Annotated in this window: 24 protein-coding genes and 2 pseudogenes; 12 read left to right on the top strand and 14 right to left on the bottom strand. The window is 58.3% G+C overall.

Annotation, left to right across the window (positions count from 1 at the left end; all coding sequences use genetic code 11):
• Window positions 1–340 precede the first annotated feature (340 nt).
• Window positions 341–1,444: an alanine racemase gene (locus tag J5278_RS21700; RefSeq protein ID WP_374109217.1), complete on the top strand. Its 1,104-nt coding sequence runs from the start codon at window positions 341–343 to the stop codon at window positions 1,442–1,444.
• A 100-nt stretch (window positions 1,445–1,544) separates the two neighbouring features.
• Here the strand turns inward: J5278_RS21700 and J5278_RS31180 are convergent.
• The 3 genes and pseudogenes from J5278_RS31180 to J5278_RS21690 all read right to left on the bottom strand — a co-directional run.
• Window positions 1,545–1,763 (bottom strand): annotated as a pseudogene (locus J5278_RS31180) (type II toxin-antitoxin system VapC family toxin); the annotation flags it as partial.
• A gap of 195 nt (window positions 1,764–1,958) precedes the next feature.
• Window positions 1,959–3,587: a chaperonin GroEL gene (gene groL / locus J5278_RS21695; protein WP_219259104.1), complete on the bottom strand. Its 1,629-nt coding sequence runs from the start codon at window positions 3,585–3,587 to the stop codon at window positions 1,959–1,961.
• Window positions 3,588–3,640: 53 nt separating this feature from the next.
• Entirely contained in the window at window positions 3,641–3,955 is a 315-nt protein-coding gene (locus J5278_RS21690; RefSeq protein ID WP_219259102.1) for a co-chaperone GroES, read from the bottom strand.
• A gap of 268 nt (window positions 3,956–4,223) precedes the next feature.
• Between J5278_RS21690 and J5278_RS21685 the strand changes: the two genes are divergently transcribed.
• The 5 genes from J5278_RS21685 (at window position 4,224) to J5278_RS21665 (ending at window position 6,280) form a co-directional block, all read left to right on the top strand.
• Window positions 4,224–4,496: an usg protein gene (locus tag J5278_RS21685; RefSeq protein WP_219259100.1), complete on the top strand. Its 273-nt coding sequence runs from the start codon at window positions 4,224–4,226 to the stop codon at window positions 4,494–4,496.
• Between the two features lie 95 nt (window positions 4,497–4,591).
• Window positions 4,592–4,882 carry a hypothetical protein gene (locus tag J5278_RS21680; protein ID WP_219259098.1) on the top strand — a complete coding sequence of 97 codons (291 nt, stop codon included), beginning with the start codon at window positions 4,592–4,594 and terminating at the stop codon, window positions 4,880–4,882.
• Between the two features lie 262 nt (window positions 4,883–5,144).
• On the top strand, window positions 5,145–5,618 hold the full coding sequence (locus tag J5278_RS21675) for an Hsp20 family protein (protein ID WP_219259096.1): 474 nt from the start codon (window positions 5,145–5,147) through the stop codon (window positions 5,616–5,618).
• Window positions 5,619–5,692: 74 nt separating this feature from the next.
• On the top strand, window positions 5,693–5,992 hold the full coding sequence (locus J5278_RS21670) for a DUF982 domain-containing protein (protein WP_219259094.1): 300 nt from the start codon (window positions 5,693–5,695) through the stop codon (window positions 5,990–5,992).
• Window positions 5,993–6,001: 9 nt separating this feature from the next.
• On the top strand, window positions 6,002–6,280 hold the full coding sequence (locus tag J5278_RS21665; protein WP_142831663.1) for a hypothetical protein: 279 nt from the start codon (window positions 6,002–6,004) through the stop codon (window positions 6,278–6,280).
• Window positions 6,281–6,420: 140 nt separating this feature from the next.
• Here the strand turns inward: J5278_RS21665 and J5278_RS21660 are convergent, their stop codons facing one another.
• From J5278_RS21660 to J5278_RS21650, 3 genes are all read right to left on the bottom strand, one after another.
• On the bottom strand, window positions 6,421–6,918 hold the full coding sequence (locus J5278_RS21660; RefSeq protein ID WP_219259187.1) for a TetR/AcrR family transcriptional regulator: 498 nt from the start codon (window positions 6,916–6,918) through the stop codon (window positions 6,421–6,423).
• Between the two features lie 172 nt (window positions 6,919–7,090).
• Window positions 7,091–8,356, bottom strand: a complete 1,266-nt coding sequence (locus J5278_RS21655) for a HAMP domain-containing sensor histidine kinase (RefSeq protein ID WP_209185832.1) — start codon at window positions 8,354–8,356, stop codon at window positions 7,091–7,093.
• Window positions 8,356–9,039: a response regulator transcription factor gene (locus J5278_RS21650; protein ID WP_209185833.1), complete on the bottom strand. Its 684-nt coding sequence runs from the start codon at window positions 9,037–9,039 to the stop codon at window positions 8,356–8,358. The genes J5278_RS21655 and J5278_RS21650 overlap by 1 nt, the downstream gene beginning before the upstream one ends.
• A 345-nt stretch (window positions 9,040–9,384) precedes the next feature.
• Here J5278_RS21650 and J5278_RS21645 point away from each other — a divergent pair, with 345 nt between their 5' ends.
• From J5278_RS21645 to J5278_RS21630, 4 genes and pseudogenes are all read left to right on the top strand, one after another.
• A complete protein-coding gene (locus J5278_RS21645) occupies window positions 9,385–10,794 on the top strand; it encodes an efflux transporter outer membrane subunit (RefSeq protein ID WP_374108315.1) in 1,410 nt (469 codons plus the stop codon).
• Window positions 10,791–11,924: an efflux RND transporter periplasmic adaptor subunit gene (locus J5278_RS21640; protein WP_219259092.1), complete on the top strand. Its 1,134-nt coding sequence runs from the start codon at window positions 10,791–10,793 to the stop codon at window positions 11,922–11,924. Before J5278_RS21645 ends, J5278_RS21640 begins: the two co-directional genes overlap by 4 nt.
• A complete protein-coding gene (locus J5278_RS21635; RefSeq protein WP_209185834.1) occupies window positions 11,921–15,022 on the top strand; it encodes an efflux RND transporter permease subunit in 3,102 nt (1,033 codons plus the stop codon). The genes J5278_RS21640 and J5278_RS21635 overlap by 4 nt, the downstream gene beginning before the upstream one ends.
• A gap of 414 nt (window positions 15,023–15,436) precedes the next feature.
• Window positions 15,437–15,658: pseudogene (locus J5278_RS21630) on the top strand (VIT1/CCC1 transporter family protein); the annotation flags it as partial.
• A 34-nt stretch (window positions 15,659–15,692) separates the two neighbouring features.
• On the opposite strand, the gene J5278_RS21625 reads toward J5278_RS21630, so the two are convergent.
• The 8 genes from J5278_RS21625 to J5278_RS21590 form a co-directional block, all read right to left on the bottom strand.
• Window positions 15,693–16,925 (bottom strand): acyl-CoA dehydrogenase family protein, encoded by a 1,233-nt coding sequence (locus J5278_RS21625; protein ID WP_209185835.1) that lies wholly within the window; start codon window positions 16,923–16,925, stop codon window positions 15,693–15,695.
• Window positions 16,926–16,962: 37 nt separating this feature from the next.
• Entirely contained in the window at window positions 16,963–17,733 is a 771-nt protein-coding gene (locus J5278_RS21620; RefSeq protein ID WP_209185836.1) for an ABC transporter ATP-binding protein, read from the bottom strand.
• A gap of 19 nt (window positions 17,734–17,752) precedes the next feature.
• Window positions 17,753–19,093 carry an ABC transporter substrate-binding protein gene (locus J5278_RS21615; protein WP_209185837.1) on the bottom strand — a complete coding sequence of 447 codons (1,341 nt, stop codon included), beginning with the start codon at window positions 19,091–19,093 and terminating at the stop codon, window positions 17,753–17,755.
• An 86-nt stretch (window positions 19,094–19,179) separates the two neighbouring features.
• On the bottom strand, window positions 19,180–20,232 hold the full coding sequence (locus J5278_RS21610; protein WP_224128293.1) for a branched-chain amino acid ABC transporter permease: 1,053 nt from the start codon (window positions 20,230–20,232) through the stop codon (window positions 19,180–19,182).
• A 2-nt stretch (window positions 20,233–20,234) separates the two neighbouring features.
• Window positions 20,235–21,116, bottom strand: a complete 882-nt coding sequence (locus tag J5278_RS21605) for a branched-chain amino acid ABC transporter permease (RefSeq protein WP_209185838.1) — start codon at window positions 21,114–21,116, stop codon at window positions 20,235–20,237.
• 9 nt (window positions 21,117–21,125) lie between these two features.
• A complete protein-coding gene (locus J5278_RS21600) occupies window positions 21,126–21,893 on the bottom strand; it encodes an ABC transporter ATP-binding protein (protein ID WP_209185839.1) in 768 nt (255 codons plus the stop codon).
• Complete coding sequence (locus J5278_RS21595; protein WP_219259090.1) at window positions 21,893–23,314, bottom strand: LLM class flavin-dependent oxidoreductase; 1,422 nt, start codon at window positions 23,312–23,314, stop codon at window positions 21,893–21,895. Before J5278_RS21595 ends, J5278_RS21600 begins: the two co-directional genes overlap by 1 nt.
• A gap of 215 nt (window positions 23,315–23,529) precedes the next feature.
• Window positions 23,530–24,285, bottom strand: a complete 756-nt coding sequence (locus J5278_RS21590; RefSeq protein WP_244615510.1) for an ABC transporter substrate-binding protein — start codon at window positions 24,283–24,285, stop codon at window positions 23,530–23,532.
• Between the two features lie 148 nt (window positions 24,286–24,433).
• Here J5278_RS21590 and J5278_RS21585 point away from each other — a divergent pair, with 148 nt between their 5' ends.
• Window positions 24,434–24,604 (top strand): hypothetical protein, encoded by a 171-nt coding sequence (locus J5278_RS21585; RefSeq protein ID WP_153816604.1) that lies wholly within the window; start codon window positions 24,434–24,436, stop codon window positions 24,602–24,604.
• Between the two features lie 222 nt (window positions 24,605–24,826).
• Complete coding sequence (locus tag J5278_RS21580; protein ID WP_142831697.1) at window positions 24,827–25,408, top strand: alpha/beta hydrolase; 582 nt, start codon at window positions 24,827–24,829, stop codon at window positions 25,406–25,408.
• Window positions 25,409–25,432 lie beyond the last annotated feature (24 nt).

Raw genomic sequence — 25,432 nt, 5'->3', positions numbered from 1 at the left:
TGGCAGCACAATTCTATTTAGTCAAATGGTTTTCATAAATAATGATGACTGTTGCTTCTGCCGGTTTCCTAGGCAAAAAATTGAATATTTCTGTCGCGACCCATCATTATCGCAGGCTTGCCGCATGGCACGCCGATGGATTGGAGGGGAAATGGTCGAGCAGGCCCCGTGCCCCGTGAGCGATCAGTTCGGCGCCATCCATTGTCTGGCGGACGGTCAGAGATGCTCGGAACATCGCTCTTGTGTGATCTTCGGTTGACAGCCCGTCCAGCCTTGGGGACGCTCGCGTGCGAGGCGACGAGTCGCCACCCAGTTGCCGATAGCGCCAGGAGTACAGATGATGCTGCATGCCCGCCCCTTCGAAATGATGCCCAAGCCGGGCGACGCGATTGCCGACCTTTCAACGCCGCGACCGGTCATCGACGAGGACAGGATGACGGCGAACATCGAGCGGGTGCAGGCCTATGCGGACAGCCACGGACTGGATTTTCGCCCACACATCAAGACACACAAGCTGATCAGCGTTGCCGCACAGCAGGTTGCAGCCGGTGCCAAGGGGATAAACTGCCAGAAGGTCACCGAGGCGGAAGTTTTCGCCGATGCCGGTTTCGACGATATCCTGATTACTTTCAACATCCTCGGCGCCGAGAAACTCGATCGCCTGGCCGCCCTCAACGAGCGCATATCGAGCCTCAAGGTCGTGGCCGACAGCCGGACCACGGTCGACGGACTATCGGGCCGTTTCAACGGTTCGAAGACGCTGAATGTCCTGGTTGAATGCGACACCGGTGCCGGTCGCTGCGGTGTCGCCGATCCTGATCAAGCCTTTGATCTGGCGCGATATATCCATGAGAGCCCGGGGCTCGTCTTCGGCGGGCTGCTGACCTATCCAAAGCCGGATTCGGCGCAGGCGGTCCAGGCCTATTTCGCCCGTGCTGCGATGCTGCTGGCAGATGCCGATATCCCATGCCCTGTCATCAGCCATGGCGGCACGCCGAGCCTGTTCGATGGTCACGATGTGAAGGCGGCAAACGAATACAGGGCAGGCACCTACGTCTATAACGACCGCTCGTTGATCCGCGCCGGGCACTGCACCGAGGCCGATTGCGCCATGACCATTCTTGCCACCGTCGTTTCACGCCCGGCACCCGGCCGCGCCGTGATCGATGCTGGAGTGAAGGTTCTCACCAGCGATCTGCTCGGCTTTTCCGACTACGGCCTCATTGTCGACTTTCCGGATGCCGTCATCAAGGCGCTCTCCGAGGAGCACGGCGTCATCGACATCTCCGCCTGCAGCGACACCTTTCCCGCCATCGGTGAAAAGATCCGCATCATCCCGAACCACACCTGCGTCGTGACAAACATGTTCGACACCATGATCTTCCATCGCCACGGCATCGTCACCCGCACCGAAGACATCGCCGCCCGCGGCATGGTCTGGTAATGTTCCAAAAATTGGCGCTATTCCGTGAAGCGAAACAGCAGGGTCGAGTTTCGGCTCTCATCAAGAGCCAAATATTGCCGACCGGTCCTGCGTTTCGGTTTTAACGAGAGGCTTGCGCATGCGGTTGAAGCGTCGCACCAACTTTTTGTGCTGCTGCCGCCAGGCGCTTATCTCTTGTCCACAATCGTGACCCCTGGTCGAGCTTGTTGAAGTCAACAAGCGTGCGTCGTTGTAACCGAAGTCCATGCTGAATATCGAATGGCGATCAATTATCGTCATTACCTCTTGCATGGCTCGCGATCATTGCTTCGCGTTGAGCTGTGCCCCTTCGCCCGCGACGCACCTTGGTTTTCAAAGAGAGAAGGCTTTGGCTGGCGTCCTAGATCGGTAACGGCCCGGCATCGATCCACCATCTCGGTTTGCTTGGCGTGTTTCCAAGTTCAACGCCGAAGGTCAATCCGCTCGGGATCGTCCCTGGAGGCCCGCCCGCGTACACGGGCGGGCCTCCGTGATGCTAGAAGTCCATACCAGCGCCGGCAGGCAGCGCCGGTGCGGCGTCCTTCTTGGGCTTGTCAGCAATCATTGCTTCTGTCGTGACCAGCAGGCCGGCGACGGAGGCTGCATCCTGCAGCGCGGTGCGCACCACTTTGGCGGGATCAATGACGCCCTGGGCATAAAGATCGCCGTATTCGCCTGTCTGGGCGTTCCAGCCAAAGGATAGATCGGTCTTTTCGCGCAGCTTGCCGACGATGATCGAACCCTCGGCGCCGGCGTTTTCCGCGATCTGGCGGACTGGTGCCTCGATCGCCCGACGAACGATGTCGATCCCCACGCGCTGATCGTCATTGGCTGTAGGCAGGCCATCCAGGGCCCTGACCGCGCGCAGGAGTGCCACGCCCCCACCGGGTAGTATACCTTCTTCGACGGCGGCGCGGGTCGCATGCAGCGCATCGTCGACGCGGTCCTTCTTCTCTTTTACTTCGACTTCGGTCGATCCGCCGACACGGATCACGGCCACACCACCAGCGAGCTTGGCAAGACGTTCCTGAAGCTTTTCGCGGTCGTAGTCCGAAGCGGTTTCCTCGATCTGAGCGCGGATCTGCGCAACGCGACCGTCGATCTCGACCTTTGAGCCAACGCCATCGATGATGGTGGTATTTTCCTTCTCGATTGCCACCTTCTTGGCGCGGCCGAGCATATTCAGCGTGACGTTTTCAAGCTTGATACCGACATCTTCCGAGATGACTGTTCCGCCCGTCAGGACGGCGATATCTTCAAGCATCGCCTTGCGGCGATCACCAAATCCCGGAGCCTTGACCGCGGCAATCTTGAGGCCGCCACGCAGCTTGTTGACGACGAGCGTTGCAAGCGCTTCGCCTTCGACGTCTTCTGCAATGATCAGTAGCGGCTTACCGGATTTCACCACCGATTCCAGAACCGGCAGCATCACCTGCAGGTTGGAAAGCTTTTTCTCGTGGATGAGGATGTAGGGATCCTCAAGCTCAACCCGCATCTTGTCCTGATTGGTGACGAAATAGGGGCTGAGATATCCGCGGTCGAACTGCATGCCTTCGACGACTTCCAGCTCGGTTTCAGCCGTTTTGGCTTCCTCGACCGTGATAACGCCCTCATTACTGACTTTTTCCATTGCTTCAGCAAGATACCGGCCGATCTCCTCGTCGCCGTTGGCGGAGATGGTGCCGACCTGGGCGATTTCGGAATTGCTGGTGATCTTGCGAGCGTTGGCTTTCAGTTCATTGACGACCGCATCGACGGCGATGTCGATGCCCCGCTTTAGGTCCATCGGGTTCATGCCGGATGCCACCGCCTTGGCACCTTCCTTGACGATCGCCTGGGCCAGAACAGTCGCGGTGGTGGTGCCGTCGCCGGCGAGATCGTTGGTCTTTGACGCCACTTCGCGTAGCATCTGTGCGCCCATGTTTTCGAACTTGTCTTCAAGCTCAATTTCCTTGGCGACAGATACGCCGTCTTTGGTAATGCGCGGTGCGCCGAACGACTTGTCGATAACAACGTTGCGACCTTTCGGGCCGAGCGTGACTTTCACGGCATTCGCCAGAACGTCGACCCCACGCAGCATGCGTTCACGGGCATCGGTGTTGAATTTGACTTCTTTCGCAGCCATTTTTTTAACTCCTCAATAGGCAGCTATTTGACTGATGGTTAGACAGGTCAGGCTCAGGCGGCCTTCTTCTGCTCGACTTGGGCCTCGATAACGCCCATGACGTCGCTTTCCTTCATGATCAGCAGGTCTTCGCCGTTGATCTTGATCTCATTGCCGGACCACTTGCCGAACAGGATGTGGTCCCCGGCCTTGACGTCGAGCGCCTGGATCTGACCGGCTTCATTCCGCGCGCCGGGCCCGACGGCGATGACTTCGCCTTCCTGCGGCTTTTCCTTGGCGGTATCGGGGATGATGATGCCGCCCTTGGTCTTCTCTTCAAATTCGACGCGACGGACGAGAATGCGATCATGAAGCGGTCTAAACGACATGTTTTCCTCCATGGACAAACAATGATGACGTTGTTGCCCGGCCGGATGCCCAGTCGGGCAGGAACGAAACCTCTTTGAGCGTTTCGCGCAAAAATTTATTTTCGTATTTTTTTGATTTCAAGAGGGTAGCGGAAAAAAATTAGCACTCGGTTTTGACGGCTGCTAACACGCTGTAAAGGAATGACAATATCAATTTTTTCGTTTGGAAAGGTTGATGATGGCGCACAGTTGAGGCATCCTCCTGATGTCACAAAACGGAGATGAAAGCATGAATTTTTCATCTGATCTGGAGCGCCAGCTGAAAGGCTATGGGCTGACAACCGCGCATATTCTCTATCGCATCCCGGATTTCGAATCCGTCCTGCAGACCTATGTCTGGCAGGATTACGATCTCGCCCCTGACTTTCCCGAAATGCGCAGGTTCCTGGATTTCTGGCAGGCTTCCCTCGATGGGCCGCTGCATTCGGTGCGTTATAGCCACCAGCGCCTAATCGGCCCCAATGAGTGGCGGCGCGTCGACGGGGAATTCAAACTCCACTGAGGCTTGAAGCTTATTTCCTCACTTCCTAGCTCATCGGGCGGCCGAGTCTTGATGAGCTCTGCCGACTTGTCCACGTTTGTATGGAGTGAGGCCGCATGGAAGAAAACATCAATATCATCAAAAGCGCGAGCATCCCTGAGCGGGAGGAGATCATCGTCGATTTTGCCCGTTGGCTTGAGACCGCCTCACAGGAGGCTGTGGTGTATGGCGAGGGACGTTTTGCGGCACTGTCGGCCAATATGGCAGAAGCAATCCGCATCCATGCCGATGAACTTGCTCGTGACAGGCCCGAGGTTGCCGAGCGGGTGTTGCAGCAGGCCTTTGCGATGATATCGCAATTCAAGGCAGCTTATCCGCATCGCGTTATCAGCCGCTCTGTACATTAAGCTGCGACGCAGACAATCGGACCAACCGACCGGTTCGCAAGGACGATCGGCGCGGTCGTTGCCGCGCGTGTTTCAGGCTGCGTGTCATTCGAGAAGTTCTTGTCCGGGACAAGGCGAGCGAATTTTTTTCACAATGGCCCTTGAACTTAAAAATTGCAAAAACCAATTCGAATGAGGTCAGCCGCTGATGACAGGTCCGACACCGGTCCGACGCTGCCTTTTGGCGCTTCCGTAACCATGTTGCTTAGAGGAGGATATGGCTATGGCAACATCTTACGACTATGCACCGCTGTTCCGCTCGAGCGTCGGCTTCGAACGGGTGCTCAACCTTCTGGAAAACGCTGAGCGCGCCCGCTTGACCAACGACTGGCCGCCCTTCGACATAGTCAAGAACGATGACGACACCTACCGGATATCGATCGCGGTGGCTGGCTTTGCCCGGGACGACTTCAACATCAGCTTACAGTCCAAGCTGCTGACTGTCACTGGCAGGAAGCAGGAAGCATCCACCGATTGCTGCCTGCATCGCGGTATCTCCGCCCGTCCGTTCGAGCACCGGTTCAAGCTTGCCGATCATGTCCGGGTGAACGGAGCAGATCTGAGCAACGGTGTCCTGTCGATCGATCTCATTCACGAGATCCCAGAGGCCCTAAAGCCGCGCAAAATCTCAATCCAAAACGAGGCCGCTTTGACCTCTGCCGCTCACGCGCAGATCGAAGCTCGCAAGGCCGCTTGACTCTGTCGTCTTGGCTAAACCGGGCGCAGTTGTAGCGGCGCCCATCAACATTCGGGGTTGGAAAGGAGAGAGCTATGAAATCCGATATGTTCAGACAGCCCGTTTCCATTCTTGTCGGTCTTGGCTTTCCGACGGAAGTAAGCGGCGTGATGGACGCCTACCGGCATCTCATCGAATGGCCTGCCTCACTTAGAGACCCAGCCCATTCGGTTGTGCTCAAGGCATGCAATGCCGCGTTGCGGGGTGAGATCGAAGGAGAGACCGTGCGGGGACTGTTTGCCGCCTTTGCCGAGAAACACGATCTGCTGGCGCCCGAAACAAACGTGATCGCCGCGTCACGCCAGCGGCGTGACCGGGATCCTCAGGTACGATGAGGTAGACCGATGATGCACACAATGTTGCAGCAGGCCGCCAACAATGCAATGGCGATGGGGCCGTCGGTTCTTATTCAGGGCATGAAGCTTCGGAGGCCGATCGACGTGGTGAGAGCGCCGACTCTTTCCGTCGATGACAAGCGCGCCATCCTCGCGGCGTGGGCGTCGGATTTCTATGCGATCGACTCAAAGCCCGGCCTTCGTCAACTGCCTGGAACGCCAGAGCCAATCGCGATCGATGAAGTGCAATCTGGCCTCGAAGAGCTCGATCGGCGGTATGGGATCTGATGGGTTGCGTGTTCAGGCTAACTGCTTGATCGCCTGTTCGAGCGACCGCTGACCGTCGCATCGGCACCTCACGGGTTTCAGGGGGCGATACGACGTTAGCAAGACATTTGGGGACCCCACTGCCGGGCACTCTGTTGTCACTATGCCGGAAGGAGCCCGGCAATGCGATAGGCGTCGATCAAGGCATCATAGAGTGTTATGTCTGATCGACTCCTTGCCATTAGCTGGGCGCCGGCCACGGCGGCGAAGACGGCATGAGCTCGTGCTTCGCTCTCTTCATGGCCGACAATCCCTGCAGCAAAAAGGGTTTTGCTCAGCCACGCCACGTTGACATCGGCGAACGTCTGCACTTCTTTTTTTAGCGCCTCAGGCAAGTCGTCGTACTCGGCACCCATGAAGCTGCAGAGGCACATGCGGTTGTCGTTCTGCAACGCCCAACGAAATGTCTCAGGATATCGATGCAGGGAGCGGCCCGGATCGTGCGGCGTCTCTGCCAGCAGACCCTCAAGGTATTCGGCCGAGTCTTGCCAGCATCGCTTCGCCACGGCGATCGCGAGATCCGCCTTGCTCGGGAAGTGGTAGTAGAGGCTTGCGGCCTTGATGCCAACCTCCGCCGCCAGATCGATATGCAGGCAAATCTCGAAGGAGCCTCACATGAGCACAACTCATCGACGATCCTGCACCTTGCTGCACTGCTGGAATCGGTCAGTACGGTTCGCGATCTGCGGCCCGTCGTCTGAATTGACGCAACCAGAGCACTCCGGCATAACCGGGGTGCTCAGTTGCCTGCTGTCATTCCAAGAAGACAGGTCAAACGGGAAGTGTCATCCGCATGAGCAGACCGCCTTTGGCAGGAAGCTCCGCTTCCACATGGCCGCTGTGGCTGGCGAAAGCATGTTTGGTGATTGCCAATCCGAGTCCGAAGCCGGGGGTACCTTCAGGCACATCGTTTCCACGGCGGAACGGCTGGAATATGGCGGCGAGGATGTCTTTCGCTATGCCGGGTCCTTCATCGAGGACTGTGATGACGAAGTTTTGGCCGGCTCTTTCTGCGCAAATGACAACCCTTGAATCCGGCGGCGCGTATTTTACGGCATTGCGCACGACGTTTTCGATAGCCCTGTAAATAAGCTCACCATTTACCGATGTGACGAAAGATTTCGCGCCTTCGTAGGTGACGTGGATGTTGCGGGAGGCGCCTTCAAAAGCGCAGTCATCGACAATCTCCTGAAGCAAATCGACCAGATCGACAGTCTGCCGCTCCATTGGCTGTTTGTCGCTCGCCGTCAGTCTCGCGAGCGTCAAAACTTCACCGACGAGGTCGTCCATCCGCGCGATCTCGCGCTCAAGGCGCTCGGCCATAGCCTGCAACCGGCTGGGATTCTGCTTCAGCAGCCCCACGGCCGCCTGAAGTCGAGATAGGGGCGACCGAAGCTCGTGAGACACGTCGTGGAAAAGACGTCGCTGGATATCCTGGAAATCCTGAAGACGGGCGGCTGTCACGTCGAAGTCATGGGCGAGCGCTTGAATCTCGTCTCTTTTCAGATTGGTGTCGCCGCCAATCCTGACATCGAAGTGACCCTGCGCAAGTGCGCGAAGACCGCCTCGCAACTGCTCTACCGGTCGTGTCAGATACTGGGCTAGCCAATAGGCCGTAACCGCAGCAGCGAGCATTGCCGACGTCCAGGGGACGAGCTTTGGCAGAGTGCGCGCCAAAAAATCGATTTCTGTTGTGACTGCGATCACTTGATAGCACTGGCCACCATAGAGGATACGTCGCTCGAATTGACCCGTAACCTTTGTTGCACATGCCATGGAATCTCCAATGACCGCCAGGCTCAGATGAACGGGTGAGGGTGTCGTGGCGACTGCCGTCAGGTATTGTTGTGTTATCCCAACACCGTTTTTCGCCAAGAGCACTGCGGCTGTATCAAGTGCCAGGCCTGTTCTTTGATCGCGAAGTTCCTCGGGGAGGGGTAATACGCCGAAAAGGGAATTGATGACGAACAATAGCGCAAGCGACGCCGCCATCGTCAGCCAGACAATCGCGAAAATTCTCCAGAAGAGCCTCCGCATCAGAGTGCCTGCACCAGCTGGTATCCTTGCCCACGGATCGCGCGGATCCACGAGGTGCCGTCAGCACGAACACCGAGCTTTTGACGGACGCTGCTGATGTGCACATCTATGCGCCGGTCAAACGGCGTCAGCGGTCGACCGAATGCACGCCGGGAGATTTCCTGTTTCGGTACAAGCTGTCCGGCGTTGCGCGCCAACACGTCGAGAATATTGTATTCGGCACCCGTTAATTCCAGCGGCTTTCCCTGCCATTGCGCTGCTCGCCCCGCAGAATTCAGGATCAGGTCGCCGACACGAAGAATATCCTGTTCATCAAGTCGGCCTCCGGCTCGCCGGAGGATGGCGCGGATGCGCGCGACAAGCTCACCCGGAGAGCAGGGCTTGGCGACATAATCGTCGGCGCCGAGGTTAAGGCCGGAAATCCGGTCGATGTCGTCCCCTTTCGCCGTGAGCATCAGGACGGGAACATTGCCAAGGCGGCGGATACGCTGCAACGCATCGATGCCGTTCATTCTCGGCATCATGACGTCGAGAACGATGATGTCGACCGATTGGTCGGCGGCACCGGAGATGCCGACCCGGGCGTCAGTCGATGTTTCGACGTCGAATCCCTCTTCCACGAGATATTCGCTGAGAAGCGTCGTCAGCTCGATATCATCGTCGATGAGAAGAACTTTCGGCATCTTGGCTTCCACGTTGTCAGAGATAAACGAATATACAGAAGATGGCGAACCGGTAGAAGTTTTACACAACTTTACACTTCCTTAACGGCGCTTAACATCGCAGTCGCTATCAGAAGATCCGTCGGCAATTGCCTCGGAGCCAGTTTGACCAAGATGACCATAGCCCAAGCCCGGTTTCTCTGGCCGAGCGTCCGTGAAAATGCTCCTCCCAGGTCCAACGGCGCATTACCGGCCAACCGCCATTTCCATGTTGCCCGACATCATCGTCTCTGGGCAGGCCTTAACGGAGCGCCCCGCCAGTTGTGCGCGCTGCTTCTGGTCGCCGGCGGGCTCAGTGGCTGCGTCGTGGGTCCGGACTACCAGAAGCCAAGCTTCCCTATGGCTGCAAGCTGGAGCGGGAAGGCGGCCGTCCATGCCGATAAGCCGCCTCAGTTGGCTGAGTGGTGGAAGCAAATGAAGGACCCAATTCTGGACGATCTCATCGCGCAGGCCGTTGCCGCGAACCTAGATGTTGCCACCGCAAAGGCCAAGGTGCGCGAAGCGCGTGCCAGCTATCGAGAGCAGGTGGGCACATTGCTTCCAACGCTCGAGGGTACGGCATCTGCGACGCGCAATCGCACCGCCGCTGCCGCCGGCGCGCCGGCGACGATCTACAACAATTACCAGCCGGGCTTCGATGCAAGCTGGGAACTCGATCTGTTCGGAGGCAACAAGCGCGCGGCGGAAGCCGCGAAATACGGGGTCGATGCGGCAGACGAGGAATTGCGCGATACGCTCGTGACCCTGATCGGGGACGTTGCCACCTATTACATTCAGGCACGGGAATACCAGCAGCTCACCGAACTGGCTCGCGATTCTTCCAAATCCCAGAGCCAGACCGCATCGCTCACACGGACGGAATATGGGGCGGGCGGCTCATCGATGGTGGATGTCTCCAAGGCCGAGGCGCAGGCTGCCTCCACCCATGCCGATATCCCGACCTATGAAATCTCCTATGCCAAGTCCGTCAACAGGTTGGGTGTGCTGCTCGGCAAGTCCCCTCTCCTGCTTGACGGCCTTCTTGGCAAAAAATCGAGGCTTCCAGCGCCTCCTCCGAGGCTATCGGTCGGAATACCCGCTGACATCTTGAACACCCGACCCGACGTCCGCCAGGCTGAACGGCAACTGGCCCAGGCGACCGCAAAGATCGGTGAGGCCGAGGCCAACCGGTATCCTTCTGTGAGCCTGACGGGATCCATAAATTCATCTGCTGCGAGCGTTTCGGAGCTCGGAAAGAAATCCACGATCGGCTGGTCGTTCGGGCCGTCGCTTACAATCCCAATCTTCAAGGGTGGCCAGTTGAAGGCAGCGGTCGATGTCGCCAAGGCGCAGCGCGACCAATACGTGTTCGCTTATCAGTCAGCCGTCCTCTCCGCTTTGGAGGACGTTCAAAACGCCATCGTTTCCCTCAATCGATCGCGTGCCCGGTCGGTGGACCTCGGCAAGGCTGTCGAAGGCTATCGCACGGCCGCCAATCTCTCCAAAAAGCTCAAGACATCCGGTGAAGGCGATCTGTTCGATGTGCTGGACGCCGAGCGCTCGCTGTACTCCGCTCAACAGAACCTCATCGAGACCAGGACCGATATCGCCACTTACTACGTCTCGCTGAACAAAGCCCTCGGGGGCGGTTGGACCGGCCCAATTGACATTTCACAGCCTGCCGCGCGCGACCTGGTCGAAGCGCCGCACCTACCAGCAAAGCCAATCGCCCAATGACAAATTCGCGCCAAATCGAACCGACTGAAAATTCCCGACATCGCTCTAACCGTCTCGTTCATCGGGTGCTGGCGACTGCCATCGTCACCTGTTGGGTAGGCGTGGCACAGGTCTCGGCGGAAGAACAGGCAAAGACCGAGGGAGCAGCTGCATTGACGGTGGTCGCGGTCAAGCCGGAAACCAAGGACTGGCCCGAAACCGTGCCGGCGACCGGCTGGCTCAAGCCGTGGCATGAAGCCGTCATTGAATCCGAAACGAGTGGGCTGCGTATCACCGAGGTCCTGGCGGACGTCGGCAGCGTTGTAAAAAAGGGCGACATTCTGGTTCGGCTCAACCAGGAGACAGTAATTGCGGATCTGCGCAAGGAGGAAGCCGCTGTCGTATCCAAGCAGGCATCCCTGACAAAGGCGAAAGCGGATGCTGACCGGGCCCGCCAAATGAGCGGTTCGGGAGCACTTTCCGATCAGAAGCAAGTTGAATATCTCACGACAGAACAAAGTGCGCAGGCGGACCTCGATTCCGAACAGGCTACGCTTACAAGCCAGCGCATCAAACTTGCGCAAACCACGATTGCCGCCGTCGATGACGGCATCATCACGTCGCGATCCGCGTCCTTGGGTGCCGTGGTATCCACAGGAACGGAGTTGTTTCGTCTCACGCGTCAGCAACGCATCGAGTGGCAGGCTGAGATTCCGACCCAATATCTTATGAAAATCAAAGAGGGGCAAACCTCGGAGATCAGACGTCCCGACGGCGCAACTTTCAAGGGTACCGTCAGGCTCATCGCGCCGACAGTCAGCACCGATACGGGTCGCTCGATCGTGTACGTGGCCTTGCCCAAGGAGCCGCAGCCCAGGTCGGGCCTCTATGTGTCGGGCACAATCGATATCGGCAACAAGGACGCCCTGACTGTGGCGGAATCCAGCTTGGTCTTCAAAGACGGCATCAATTACGTTTTCACAATCGATCAGGCGCACAAGGTTCACCGGACACGCGTCGATGTCGGTCGCCGCAGGGACAACCGGGTCGAAATTTCTTCTGGCTTGAAGGGCGATGAGGCAATCGTTCAGTCTGGCGGTGCTTTCCTGTCGGAAGGCGCGCTCGTGAAGGTTTACGGGGCGGCACAATGAATATTTCCGCATGGTCCATCCGCAACCCTGTCCCGCCAATCCTGCTTTTCGCATTGTTGACCGTTTGTGGGCTGCTGGCGTTCTCCAAGCTGCAGGTCCAGAATTTTCCGGACATGGATCTTCCCACCATCAAGATTGCCGCATCGCTGGAAGGCGCGGCGCCGACCCAGCTCGAGACGGAGGTGGCACGGAAGATCGAAGACAAGCTCGCGACCCTGAGCCTTCTCGATCACATAACGACGACGATCACCGACGGGTCTGTCGCCATCAGCGTCTCGTTCAAGCTCGAAAAAAACAGCGAAAGCGCACTGAACGAAGTGCGCAACGCGGTCGACAGCGCCAAGAGCGATCTTCCGTCGGAAATGGATTCGCCAACGGTCTCGAAGGTTACGGTCCAATCATCCGTCCTCGTCGCCTACGCCGTGCGCTCGAAGCAACTGAACGAGACCGAGCTCTCCTGGTTCGTCGACAACGACATGACCAAGGCGCTCCTGTCGGTCGGCGGGGTAGGGGAGGTCGATCGGCTGGGCGGGGTTGATCGCGAGGTCCATATCGACCTCGATGCCAACACCATGACCTCGCTCGGGGTGACCGCATCAGATGTGTCTGCACGGGTTAAATCTGTGCAGTCGGACAAGTCCGGCGGTCGCGGCGACATCGGCTCTTCGCGTCAGACCATTCGCACGCTCGGTGCCGTTCCGTCCGTCGAGGATATAGCGACGTTGGCGATCCCCCTCTCGACGGGACAGAGTGTCCGGCTCGACGAGCTTGGGAAAGTGACGGACAGCTTTGCGGAGCGCTCGTCCCTTGCCTATCTGAATGGAGACCGGGTGATTGCCGTTCAGATCAAGCGATCCAATGGGTTTTCGGACACGGCCGTTGCCGAAGATATTCAAAAGGAGATGAAGGCGTTCGCGTCGCAGCATCCCGAAGTGGAGATCGTCGATGCGTATACGACAGTCAATCCCGTCATCGAAAATTACGACGGCTCGATGGAGATGCTTTACGAAGGCGCCATTCTCGCTGTCATCGTCGTATGGCTATTCCTGCGGGACTTCCGGGCAACATGCCTGTCCGCAATAGCCCTGCCGCTGTCCATCATCCCCACCTTCCTGGTGATGCATTTCTTCGACTACAGCCTCAATACCGTTACACTCCTGGCATTGTCGCTCGTGGTCGGCATTCTGGTCGATGACGCTATCGTCGAGGTGGAGAACATTTCCCGCCATCTCCAGGCGGGCAAGACGCCGATGAACGCGGCGATCGAAGCTGCCGACGAAATCGGTCTGGCCGTCATCGCAACCACATTCACTCTTGTTGCGGTTTTTCTACCAACGGCCTTCATGAGCGGCATTCCCGGTCTGATTTTCCGGCAATTCGGGATCGTTGCCTCCGTTGCCGTGCTATCCTCGCTTCTGGTGGCCCGCTTTCTGACGCCGATGATGGCCGCCTATCTGTTGAAGCCGGGTCAGGCTGAAGCGGCGGACGGCCGAATAATGAGGGCCTATATCGCGCTGGTCAAAACCTGCCTCAACCATCGCAAGATGACGATGCTAGTGACCGGCATCTTCCTTGTCCTGTCCTTGTCGAGCATCCCGTTCCTGCAAACCGGCTTTTTCCCTGCCTCGGACGATGCCCAGACGCAGGTCACCCTGACGCTTCAACCCGGCAGCACACTGGACCAGACGGATGCCGTATCGAGACGTGCGAGCGACATCGTCTCCAAACTCACCGATGTCACGCAGGTCTTCAGCGTCGTCGGCAGTTCCTCAAGCAGCAGCGGGATAGATTCCACGACAACGGCGGATGTGACGAAGGCGACCCTCGTCGTGAACCTGACCGACATCAAGAAGCGCAGCAGAAAGCAGGCTGCGATCGAGAGCGACATCCGTAACGCGCTCTCCTCTCTTGCCGGCGTGCGCGTCGAGGTCGGGACCGGCGGCAATGGCACCAAGCTCGAGTTGACGCTGGCCAGTGATGATCCCACCAGCTTGGAGCAGGCGGGAAGTGCGCTCGAGGAACAGCTCCGGACACTCAAGGGCATCGGTGCGGTCACATCGAGTGCATCGCTGCAAGCCCCAGAAATCCAGATAAGGCCTGATTTCGCAAAGGCTGCGGCGCTGGGGATCACATCCGAGACGATCGCCGAGGCGGTCCGGGTGTCCACCAATGGCGATTACTCCAGCGCACTGGCCAAACTCAATCTGCCGCAACGCCAAATTCCAATCCGCGTGCGTTTCAATGCAAACTCCCGCGAGGATATCGATGCCATATCGCAGCTGCAGGTGGCCGGCGCGAACGGCAAGGTCGCGCTCGGAAGCATCGCCGCGATTTCGATCGGCGGCAGTCCATCCGAGCTCGATCGCATCGATCGTGCTCGAAACATCACGCTGTCCATCGAGTTGAACGGGCGCATTCTGGGGGACGTCAACAAGGAGGCCCAGGCGCTCTCCGCACTTCGCCAGCTTCCTCAGGGTGTTCACCAGGTGGAGCAGGGGGAGTTGCAGCGCAGTTCCGAGCTTTTCACCAGCTTCGGGACCTCAATGGGCATCGGGATCTTTTGCATCTATGCGGTCCTTGTTTTGCTCTTTCATGACTTTTTCCAGCCCGTCACCATCCTGATGGCGCTTCCGCTCGCACTCGGCGGTGCATTGGCACCGCTCCTCATCACGGGAACGAGCTTCTCCATGCCAGCCATTATCGGGCTGATCCTGCTGATGGGCGTGGTGTCCAAGAACTCGATTCTCCTCGTCGAGTACGCGATCATGTCCCGCCGAAACGGCATGGCGCGCTTCGAGGCACTGGTCGACGCCTGCCACAAGCGAGCCCGGCCCATCATCATGACAACCATCGCCATGGGAGCAGGCATGATGCCGGCCGCCATGAGCCTGAGTGGCGGCGATTCTAGCTTTCGCCAGCCGATGGCGATCGTGGTCCTGGGAGGCCTGATTACATCGACGTTCCTCAGCTTGCTCATCATCCCGACCGTCTACACCTTCGTGGACGACCTCGTCGGCCTGCTAAAACGACTGTTCGCAAGCAAGGCGGAGCAGTCGGCAGAGGGCCTGCAAACGACGACGGCAACGGCAACAAAATGATCTGGATCATCCCAGTCACGGGGGGACTTCGGCTCGACGGTAAAAGCCCCTCGCCGATTTCGTGCGTCCAAAGCCGGCCTTTCGCCCCTATGCAGCCGCAAGCCGGTCATTCTCATCGGCCCGCTGGCGGCTTTGCGCGCGCCGACGACTCGCTGCAGCCGATTAACCTTCAATTCGGCACCCATCACCCTCGAAATGACGCGCTATGGGCCGAGGAGATTTCCGATTGGAGGAATAACGCTCGGCTGACCTTGGTCTTGACCGCTTATTCGGGGACACAGACGCCTAGGTCCTGGACATTCTGCGCAACGAGCTCGTTCTTTCCGTCCTGTTCCTGTATTATGACCTCAATAGGCGCTCTGGATGCGGTCTTTTTGAATCTTGAATTGTCTCAATCCGGAATTGGCTGTTCTCATTCAGCGATTGCACGTAGAAAACCATCTTGTCTCTCGCATCGGCTGGCTTCGCGCCGCGGTTCTCGGCGCAAATGACGGTATCGTCGCGACGGCGAGCCTGATCGTTGGTGTAGCGTCCACCTCCACTGCTTCTTCGGATATACTCGTGGCCGCCATCGCCGGCATGGTGGCGGGTGCAATGTCGATGGCGGCTGGCAAGTATGTATCCGTCAGTCAGCGTGAACACTGCATAGTTCAAGCTTCTTCTGGCCAGGTCAGGTCGGGGCCAATCCGATCCGCCACTGATAAGGCGGCGGCGTGCCGTTCACGGCGAAATCGCCAACGATTCTATCTTTGTAAATGCGTGGATTATGTGATGCCAGCGTGCGGGCATTGCGCCAATGGCGGTCGAGGCCGGCTGAAATCCGGGTGGCGGACGCCCCAAGCGCGTCGAAGGCAATCGTTGCGGCTTCGAGAACGAGATTGCTTGTGACGGTGACGGCCTGCGAGGTTTCCAGCTCGGCGATGGCATTGGCCCTCTCCTCGGCCTCTGGATCGCCGGCAAAATGGGCCTTATGGGCCCGCTCCACGGCGGCGGCAACCTGCAGCACAATCGCACTTGCAGCATAAGCGTTGGACCGCAAGCGACCGACTACCTGCAGAACCTGTGGGTCCTGGCTTGAGCGCGGCCCGGCGCTGTTCGAATAATGGCGAGTGCGCGCCGCTACAGCCTGCGCCACCTCGTTAGCGAGCGAACGGCCGATACCTGCGAGAGTGGCAAGATGGACCAGCTGGTAGAAGGCAGCGCCGTAGCGAAACTTGTCGTCGTCGACGACAATGTCACCGGGATCGACAACCGCGTCCGTAAAGACGGTCGTGCCGCTCGCCGTCAGCTTCTGGCCAAAACCGTCCCAGTCGTCGACAACGTTGACGCCGGGATCGTTACGCCGAACCTGTAGCGAGACGCCCTCTCCCTCCAGCCCTGTCGCGCCGACGTCGATCCAGTCGGCGAAGATGGATCCGGTGGTGTAGTATTTGGTGCCGTTAACGACGAGCCCGCCGTCCTTGCGCGAGACCCGCGTCGAGAAGGCATCCTGCTTGGCGGCCCCGACCTCCGTCCACGCATTGCCAGCTATCTCGCCTCGGACAATGCGTTCGACCCAGCGCTGGCGAGACCCGCCGGGCGCCTTGTTAACGACATCCTCGACAAATCCGAAATGCCCGCGTAGCGCTTGGGTAATGTTTGAATCGGCGTTGGAAAGCTCGATCAGTATGTTGGCCAGTTCCGGCAAGCTCGCACCCATTCCGCCTTCGGCGACCGGTATGCGCAGTGCGCCCAGTCCCGCTTGCTTCAACCGGTCGATCTCGGCCTGTGGCAAGGTACGCATCAACTCGCGGTCGAGCGCGCCTTTGGCAATATCGTTGAACAGAGGGCGGAAGCTCGAAGCCAGTTCCTCATAGCGTTCGGTTGGGCCTGCACCCCATGCAAGATCTATCTGGGTGGTCATCATGAAGTCCTTGTCAGTTTTGGATCTAAAGGAACCGTCAGTTAATTGTGACTGCTGCCGCGCCGCCAAGATAAAAATCCTGAACATCCTCGCGAGCGCGCAAGTCAGCTGCAGTCCCCGAAACGGCGATGCGCCCATTTTCCAAGATGTAGCCGTAGTCGGCGTATTTGAGCGCGAGATTGGCATTCTGCTCAGCCAGCAGGAAGCTGACGCCAGACTGTCTGTTCAGCGCCCGGATGATCTCGAATATCTCCTGGACGATAATCGGTGCCAGGCCCATTGACGGCTCGTCCAGCAGTACGAGGCTGGGCTTTGTCATCAATGCTCGACCGATTGCCACCATCTGCTGCTCGCCGCCCGAGGTCAGGCCAGCTTTTGTTCGACGCTTGTCGCGAAGACGCGGGAACCAAGCATAGATCTGCTCGAGATCGTCGAGTAACGCCCGGCGCGACGGTTTTCGGACAAATCCGCCAGCGAGAATGTTCTCTTCGACTGTCAGTTGCGGGAAGCAATGGCGACCCTCCAGAACCTGAACGAGTCCTTTGCCCACCAGCCTTGAAGCTGACGACGTACTAACGGATTGGCCGCGCCAACTGATGCTGCCACGACTTACCTTACCGCGCTCGGAGCCCAAGAGATTGGAGATCGCCTTCAGGGTTGTCGTCTTACCGGCGCCGTTCGCGCCGAGGAGGGCAACTATCTTGCCTTCCCCGACCGAAAGCGACACATCCCGCACGGCGAGAACGGCCTGCCCGTAGACGGCCTCTATCTCCTTGACTTCGAGAAACCCTTCCGCCTGTGTGGTCATGTCACATATCCTTTTAGTGTTAGTTGACCGCGTCGGACGGACGGGGCGTGATGCCTTTTTCTTTCGCGTAGGCTGCGGCCCTGGCGTAGATGGCATCCTTGAACAGCGGTCGATCTCCTTTCAGCCAATCGGTTTTTGCCGTCCATCTCGTGCCGTCCCACTGGACGATCTTGGCAGCGGGACTGCCCTCGTGATCCTGTGGCGTCACCTTGATTGGGCTTATGAGGCCCGTGGCACCGAGTTCCTCGATACGCTCGGCGGTCAGGTTGAGATGTTCAACGGCCCACTGCCCTTCGGCTGAAGTCAAAGGCCGGTTTCCGTACTTGGCTTGTCCCGTCCGCAGGATCTCGGTGTAGAGGATCGCCTGCAGCAGGCCGGCATTGTAATAGACCGAACCGAACTTCGAGCCGTCGCTCAGATCTCCCTTGCCGGCATCGATGATGTTCTTCTTAATCTCCTGGCTGACCTTGAAATCTGTCCCAGACGGGAACACGGAGACCGCCAGATAATTTTTGGCGGCTGGTCCGGCGGGACGCGCGTCTTCTTCCGATCCGGTCCATATATCGCCTATGATGTGGTCGGCCGGGAAGCCGACGCGGGCCGCAGTCTTCAGGCCAACCGGCGACATCACGCCCCAGGCTCGGAAGAAAACCCAATCGACGCCGGCGCGCTTGATCTGCTGCCACTGCGCCTGCTGCTGTTGGCCTGGGTCCGGAACGGGGATCTGGATATTTTCGAAGCCGTATTTCTTGGAGAGGATCGCCATGGGCTGGATGGTTTCACGCCCATAACCCGAGTCGTGGTAAAGGGTGGCAATCTTCAGTCCCTTCAGCTTGTCATAGCCGCCCACCGTATTGGCGATGTGCTCGACGACGATTGAAGCCTCGGTCCAGTAGTCGAATAGCAGCGGAAACTGATAGGGAAAGACGCTTCCATCGACGGCATCGCCCCGACCGCCGGCGACCGACACGATCGGCAGCTTGTCTTGGCGGGCCTTGTCGGAGACGGCGGCGTCGAAGCCGCTCGATGTGGTGAAGAGCACAGCAACCGGAGCGCCGGCATATCCATTTTTATAGCGCTCGTAGCATTCGAATGCGCGTTCGAGCGTATACGCCGTTTCACATTCCTGAACGAAGATCTTGACGCCGTTTACCCCTCCGTTCGCATTAATATAGTTGAAATAATCCCGATAGCCGGCCCACTGCGGAATGCCGGATGGCGCGTAGGGCCCGGTGCGGTAGGAAAACAGGGGGAAGAGCTGCTGGCCACTTCCCTCTTCCGCGTGTGCGGCTGCGCCGAGAGTTGATAAAGCGATCAATGCTGTGGCGCTGAGCGTGATTGTCTTAGAAAAAAGAGACATGGTAACCCCTTGATGCGGTGGTTGAAGGATAGCGATGAGAATGATTGATCGGGGCGACCGCCATTTGCGCTTGTCGCCAACAGGCTTCATTCGGACCTTTTTGCCCTAAACATGCCGACCGCGCGGCGAATGAGCGCCGTCAGGCCGTCCGGCTCCTTGATCAGCAGGACGATGATGATGACGCCAAAGACGATGCGCTGCAGGTTTGTCAGGGCGCCTTGGTCACCGATGAAGGACAGGTGGGCTGCCAGGACGACGCGATCGAGCAGGATCGGCGTCAGGACAATGAAGGCGGCGCCGAGGAAGTTGCCGAAGATGGTCGCAACGCCTCCGATCAGGACGATGAACAGGATCTGGAAGGACTTGTCGAGACTGAAGGTGTGGGCGTCCGACGTACCGAGATAAGCGAATGCCCAGAGAATGCCGGTGATGCCAAGAAAGAAGGAACTGATAGCATAGGCTTGCAGCTTGCGCCGCGCGACCTTGATCCCGAGCACCGATGCCGCCGTCTCCATGTCGCGGATAGCCATCCATTCGCGCCCCAGGCGGCTCCGGACGATGAGCAGGGCGAGACCGACCAAAAGGGTCGTGACGCCGGTGGCCAGCAAATAACGGCCCAGCGGCGTTTGCAGGTCGTAGTTAAACAGGGTCAGACGCGGCGCCGAAATAGTCAGCGACTGACTGTCGTTGGAGAACCAGCTGAAGTTGCTGAACAGCCATTCGAAAAGGAACTGTGCACCGAGCGTTGAAGCGCTAAGATAGAAACCCTTGATGCGCAACGCAGGCAGGCCGAAGACGACGCCGGCAAGTGCAGCAACGAGCCCCGAGGCCAAGAGGACGACTGGCAGCGGCATGCCAGGAACTCTCAGGATGAAATTGTACGCGGAAAAGGCGCCGATGGCCATGAAGGCGGCAGAGCCAAGCGACACCAGCCCTGTATAGCCCTGCAGAAGATTGAGGCCGATGCCGGCAAGTCCCATGACGACCGTCGGGATGATGATGGAACTCAACCAATAGTCATTGGCGATTGCCGGTATGAGTCCGAAAACGACGGCTAGGCCGGCGGCGATCAGGAGGTATCGCGCATTGGGCGCAATACGCCCACTGGTGGGAAGGCTTGTATATTGAAATGCGGTCATCATCACACCCTTTCGATTTCGCGCTCGCCGAACAACCCTGAGGGCCGAACGAGGAGGAAGGCGATGGCGAGAATGTAGGCGAACCAGGAGGAGACACTGCCGTTGACTAGCGGGCCTATGTAGATGTCGGCCAGCGCCTCGCTGGCGCCGACGATCAGACCGCCGGCAATAGCTCCCGGGATTGACGAAAAGCCGCCGATAATAAGTACCGGTAGCGCCTTTAGCGTAATGAGGGACAGCGAATACTGAACCCCTTGGCGTGCGCCCCAAAGTAAGCCGGCGACAAGGGCGACGATTCCTGCAACGCTCCAGACGATCCGCCAAATAGCGGGCAAGCGGATGCCGATCGATTGCGCTGCCAGCATATCGTCGGCGACAGCCCGCAGCGAGATCCCCATGCGGGTCTTATTGAACACCAAGGCCAGCACTGCCACCAATGCAACGACGATGAACGACGCGACGATGTCAAACTGGCTGATGAGGATGCCGCCGTAACTCTCGGCGATATCCTCGACACCGATGTCGAGCATATGGACGTCGGTGCCCATAAAGAACTGCGAGGCGCCGTCAACCACGAAGCTCAGACCAAGCGTCGCCATGAACAACGTCAACGGATCACGGTTGCGCAAGGGTCGCAGAACCGTCGCCTCAATCAGGACAGCCGCAGCTATCATCAGCGCGACCGTCAGCACGAATGCGATCCAGAAATTTACCCCGTGTTCGACAAGCGTGACAAAGGCAAGGGCGGCGAGGAACACCATCGATCCCTGGGCATAATTGAACACGCCGGAGGCCTTGTAAATCAGCACGAAACCGATGGCGACGAGCGCGTACATTAGCCCCGCAAACAGTCCGGTGACCAAGGTTTCAAAGAAAAAGGACATGGGCTCTCCTCAATGAACCGTGCCGAGATAGGCCGCGATGACGTCTGGATCGGCGCGCACTTCAGCAGGAAGGCCGTCGGCGATCTTGCGGCCGTAGTCTAGAACGACGACATGATGAGCAAGGTCGAGCACGATGCCGACATCGTGCTCGATCAGCACGACGGTCGTCCCGAAGGTCCGGTTGACCTCCGCAATGATCCTGCTCATCTCATGCTTTTCCTCTTGGTTCATGCCGGCCATCGGCTCGTCGAGGAGAAGAAGTTTGGGATCAGCAACGAGGGCACGACCAAGGTCGACCCGCTTCTGCAAGCCGTAGGGCAGGGTCGAGACGATGGTCTCGGCATGCCGCTCGAGGCCGAGGAAGGCTAGTATACTTTCGGCGCGGGCAAGGAATGTCCGCCGCTCCTCCCAATCGCGCCCGATGCGTAGGATGTTCTCGACAAAACTTGCCTTGCCATGCCGTGAAAGACCGGCCAACACGTTCTCGCGGACCGAAAGCCTACGAAAGAGAGCATTATGCTGAAAGGTTCGCCCGATGCCGAGACGCGCGGCCTTTTGCGGCCGGATTGCCTCGAAGCGCAGGCCGTCAAAGACGACGTCGCCTGAATCGGCACGATAGACTCCGTTGATCACGTTTAGCAGTGAACTTTTACCTGCGCCGTTCGGCCCGATCAGGGCGCAGATTTCCCCCGGCTGCACCGAGAAGCTAAGGGCGCTGATCGCAGTAACGCCCTTGAAGGAAAGTGAGACGTGATGCAGTTCCAGAAGCGCCGACATTACAAGCCCGCAGTTCTAAGCTGTTGCGTTGCCGCCCGTTCAGTCTGGCGGCGCTTGAAAGCCTCGATGTCGCGATATGCGTCTGCGGGATGAGATTTGGCAAGATATGGACCTTCGCCGAACAGTTTTTCCCGCAACGTTCCCGGCCGGTACGCGGTTGGATAGACCCCGCGCTTCTGCAATTCCGGTACGAGCAGATCGACGGCCTGCTCGAAGCTTTCGGGCGTTACCGCGTAGGCAAGATTGTAGCCATCGACATCGGTCTCTTCCGACCACTCCTGCAGGATGTCGGCGATAGTCGACGGCGAACCCACGAAGACTGGCCCAACACCGCCGATGCCGCCCCAGCGGGCGAGTTCCTCCACGGTCCACGTCTTGTCCTTGCCAGCGAAATGCTCGACCATCGAAACGATCGCATTGGTTTCGACCTTCTTCAAAGCATCGGTCGGCGCGTACTGGCCAAAATCGATGCCGCTCCAGCCTGACATGAACACCAGCGAACCGTCATAAGAGCTATGGGCCTGGTATTCCTCGAAGCGCTTTCGTGCCTTCTCGTCCGTCTCGTCGATGATCAGCGTTGAGAGATTGTAGATCAGTACCTTGCGTGGATCGCGACCGGCATCGGCAGCCCGCTGGCGGATCTCGGCGACATAGGCTTTGAGCAATGATTTGGTCGGCGCGCCAACGAAGACGCATTCCGCGTGTGCTGCGGCGAAAGCCTTGCCCGGCCCTGAGGCGCCAGCCTGGTACAGGACGGGCGTACGCTGCGGCGAGGGCTCGCTCAGATGATAGCCCGGGACATCGAAGTATTTGCCTTTGTGGCCAATCTCGTGCACCTTGCTGGGGTCGGTGAAGATGCCGCGAACCGCATCGCGCTGAACTGCGCCTTCCTCCCAGCTGCCCTCGAACAGCTTGTATAGGACCTCAACATATTCGGCAGCGATTTCATAGCGGTTGTCATGCCCCTTCAGACCAAGCTGGCCAATATTCTTCGCACCGCTTTCAAGATACGAGGTCACGATGTTCCAGCCAATGCGCCCCTTAGTGTGGTGATCGGCCGTCGCGAGGCGGCGCGCGAAGGTGTAGGGATGTTCGAACGATGTCGATGCGGTGATGCCGATGCCCAGGTGTTCGGTCGCAAGCGCGATGGGTGCCGCCAACTGCAGAGGATCGTTGACTGGAATCTGTGCCGCCTGCTCAATGGCGTGATAGTTCGAACCCTTATAAACGTCATAATAACCGATCACGTCGGCAATGAAGATGCCATCGAAGATTCCCCGCTCAAGTGTTCTAGCCAAGTCCTGCCAGTAATCTAAGTCTTTGTATTTCCAGGACCTATCACGCGGGTGTTTCCATAGGCCGGGAGACTGATGTCCGACGCAGTTCATATCAAAGGCATTGAAGCGAATTGAACGCGACATGGCGGCTCCGGCTGCTCGTTTTACTGAACGAGAATCTAATCGGCCGCTTTCCAAATGCATAGTTAGTATATATTTTTAATAGAGTACTTCGTAGAGTTTTTTTCTCCTTTTGCGCTGCCGGAGGTCATCTCTGACACTTGGTCAGCCGTGAGCTCGAATTATTTTCCATTGGCTATAATCCTTCCACACATTGGCTAGCGAGCGCTTCAAGCCCGCTATAATCCAATCAACCATCGCCACTCATGCGGTTGATCGAGAAGCTTTCGTTCGGCGTCGGTTTGAAATTTAAGGGCCTCGCTGCGCTGTAGATTGCCACCATCTGGTAAAGCGGCCCAGTGGGGATGCCCTTGGCGATCCAGTTCGAGACTTTTTTGCGAGTCGGCGAGGCGGCGCTTGTCGTCTGAGGACGAGCCAGCCTTGTTGACCAGGCTGCCGATTTCCGGCCTTTTCGCGACTGTCCAGCTGCTGCCGGGGTGGAACAATGAGGAGAGGGCGTCGTCGGCATGCGCAGGAGAACGCGCTGATGGCGAGGGTGGGGCCATCTGCCGTCCCCTTCTGGATAAGCTGCAGAAAGGCGGGGTGTCGACCTGAACCATATCGGCATCGAAACCTAGGTCCTGCAATTCCTGCAGGATAGCTTCAGCAACGCGTTGGTCGAAGAACGCGCCAGTCGTCAGGTGTAATTTTAGGGGTTTGCCGGCTGCGGCGATCAGCGCCGTGGCTCTGTCGAGATCGTATTCAAGGCCCGAAACACTGTCGCTCCAGTCGAAATGCGCCGGAGTCACCATCTGCGCAAGCGGCTTGTTGAGGCCGTCGAGAATACCTTGTGTTATGCCGTCCTTGTCGATGGCATAGACCGGCGCTGACGCAGCGCCGAATTGTCGAATGGCGGCTTCTTTGAATTGATGCGGATACGGAAGCGTTGCGCCGAAGACAGTGCGCGCAGGCGAATTTTTCGGGCTCAGGTTCAAGGTTAGGCGTTCATTTCTTCAATCTACTAAATCTATCGACAATATTGGTATGTGGCGGCCGACCGGGCTGTATCTGGCACCCTCAAGCCGCAGATACCACGTCGACGATAGGATCATTCAAATGCTCAATAGACAGAAGGGGATCAGCATGAAGCCAAAATTTTTTGGACATTTGACACTGCGTCTCGCCACTCTTTTCGAGCGTGGACAGCGGCAGAAATTGCGCACCCCTGAGGTGTTTCCAGAGCACGAGCGCGAGCGCCCGACCAGTGAATACGAGATGTACTATTGGGGATTCAGCCCTGCACCGTGGTATTGAGGCCCATATATGAGCTATGTCATTGGATACACTTGGCATTTGCAGCTTATTCAGCCGGTCGATCTGAGGCGCAGCTTAGCGCGCTGCGCTGAGACGGGGGCGGTCGTCTTCGCATTCCTGTTCCTGTTCGCATTTGTCGCGGGACTGGTCTGAGGGGAGCTCAACGAGCAGGACCAGGGATTGTTCGCGTCCCAGAATCCTCTTGAGGGAGAAAATCAGGTCATGACCGCAGTCCTAATCTTGCCGGGGCTATTCGGATCGGATGAGGCACACTGGCAGCAGCATTGGTTGCGGGACCAGCCTGACAGCCTATGCGTCGTTCAGGATGATTTCAACAATCCGAGGCTCAGTGATTGGATGCTGCGTCTGGAAGAGGCGCTCGATGCTGTCGGCGAGGCTTATATCGTTGCCCACAGCCTTGGCTGCCTGCTCGCCGCACACCTCGCCGGGAGAGGCGCCGCCAGACAGGTCAAGGCCGCGCTGCTCGTCGCGCCCTGTGATCTAGAGCCGACCCACACTCTTCACCCCGGGAAAGTCCTCTTCGGCGACATGCCGATGGGGCAATTGCCTTTTCCCACTAAAGTCGTTGGCAGCCTCAACGACCGCTACATGTCGCTCGACCGCCTGACGCTGGTCGGCCGTTGCTGGGGCGCAGAGATAAAGAATATCGGTAACGCCGGACACATCAACACGGCCAGTGGCTTTGGTCGATGGAGCGGCGGTTATCAGCTGCTTGAAGGTATGAAGTCACGCACCCGCCGTCGCAGGTCAGTGGCCGAACTGCCGACGTGCCCGGTTCGGTGACGTCGGCGATGTCCGACTGGTAAC

The organism is Rhizobium sp. B21/90 (genome assembly GCF_019355815.1).
Classification (GTDB): Bacteria; Pseudomonadota; Alphaproteobacteria; order Rhizobiales; family Rhizobiaceae; genus Rhizobium; species Rhizobium rhododendri.
The sequence above is the reverse complement of the archived record's forward strand: the minus strand, read 5'-3'. Positions and strand labels throughout refer to the sequence as shown.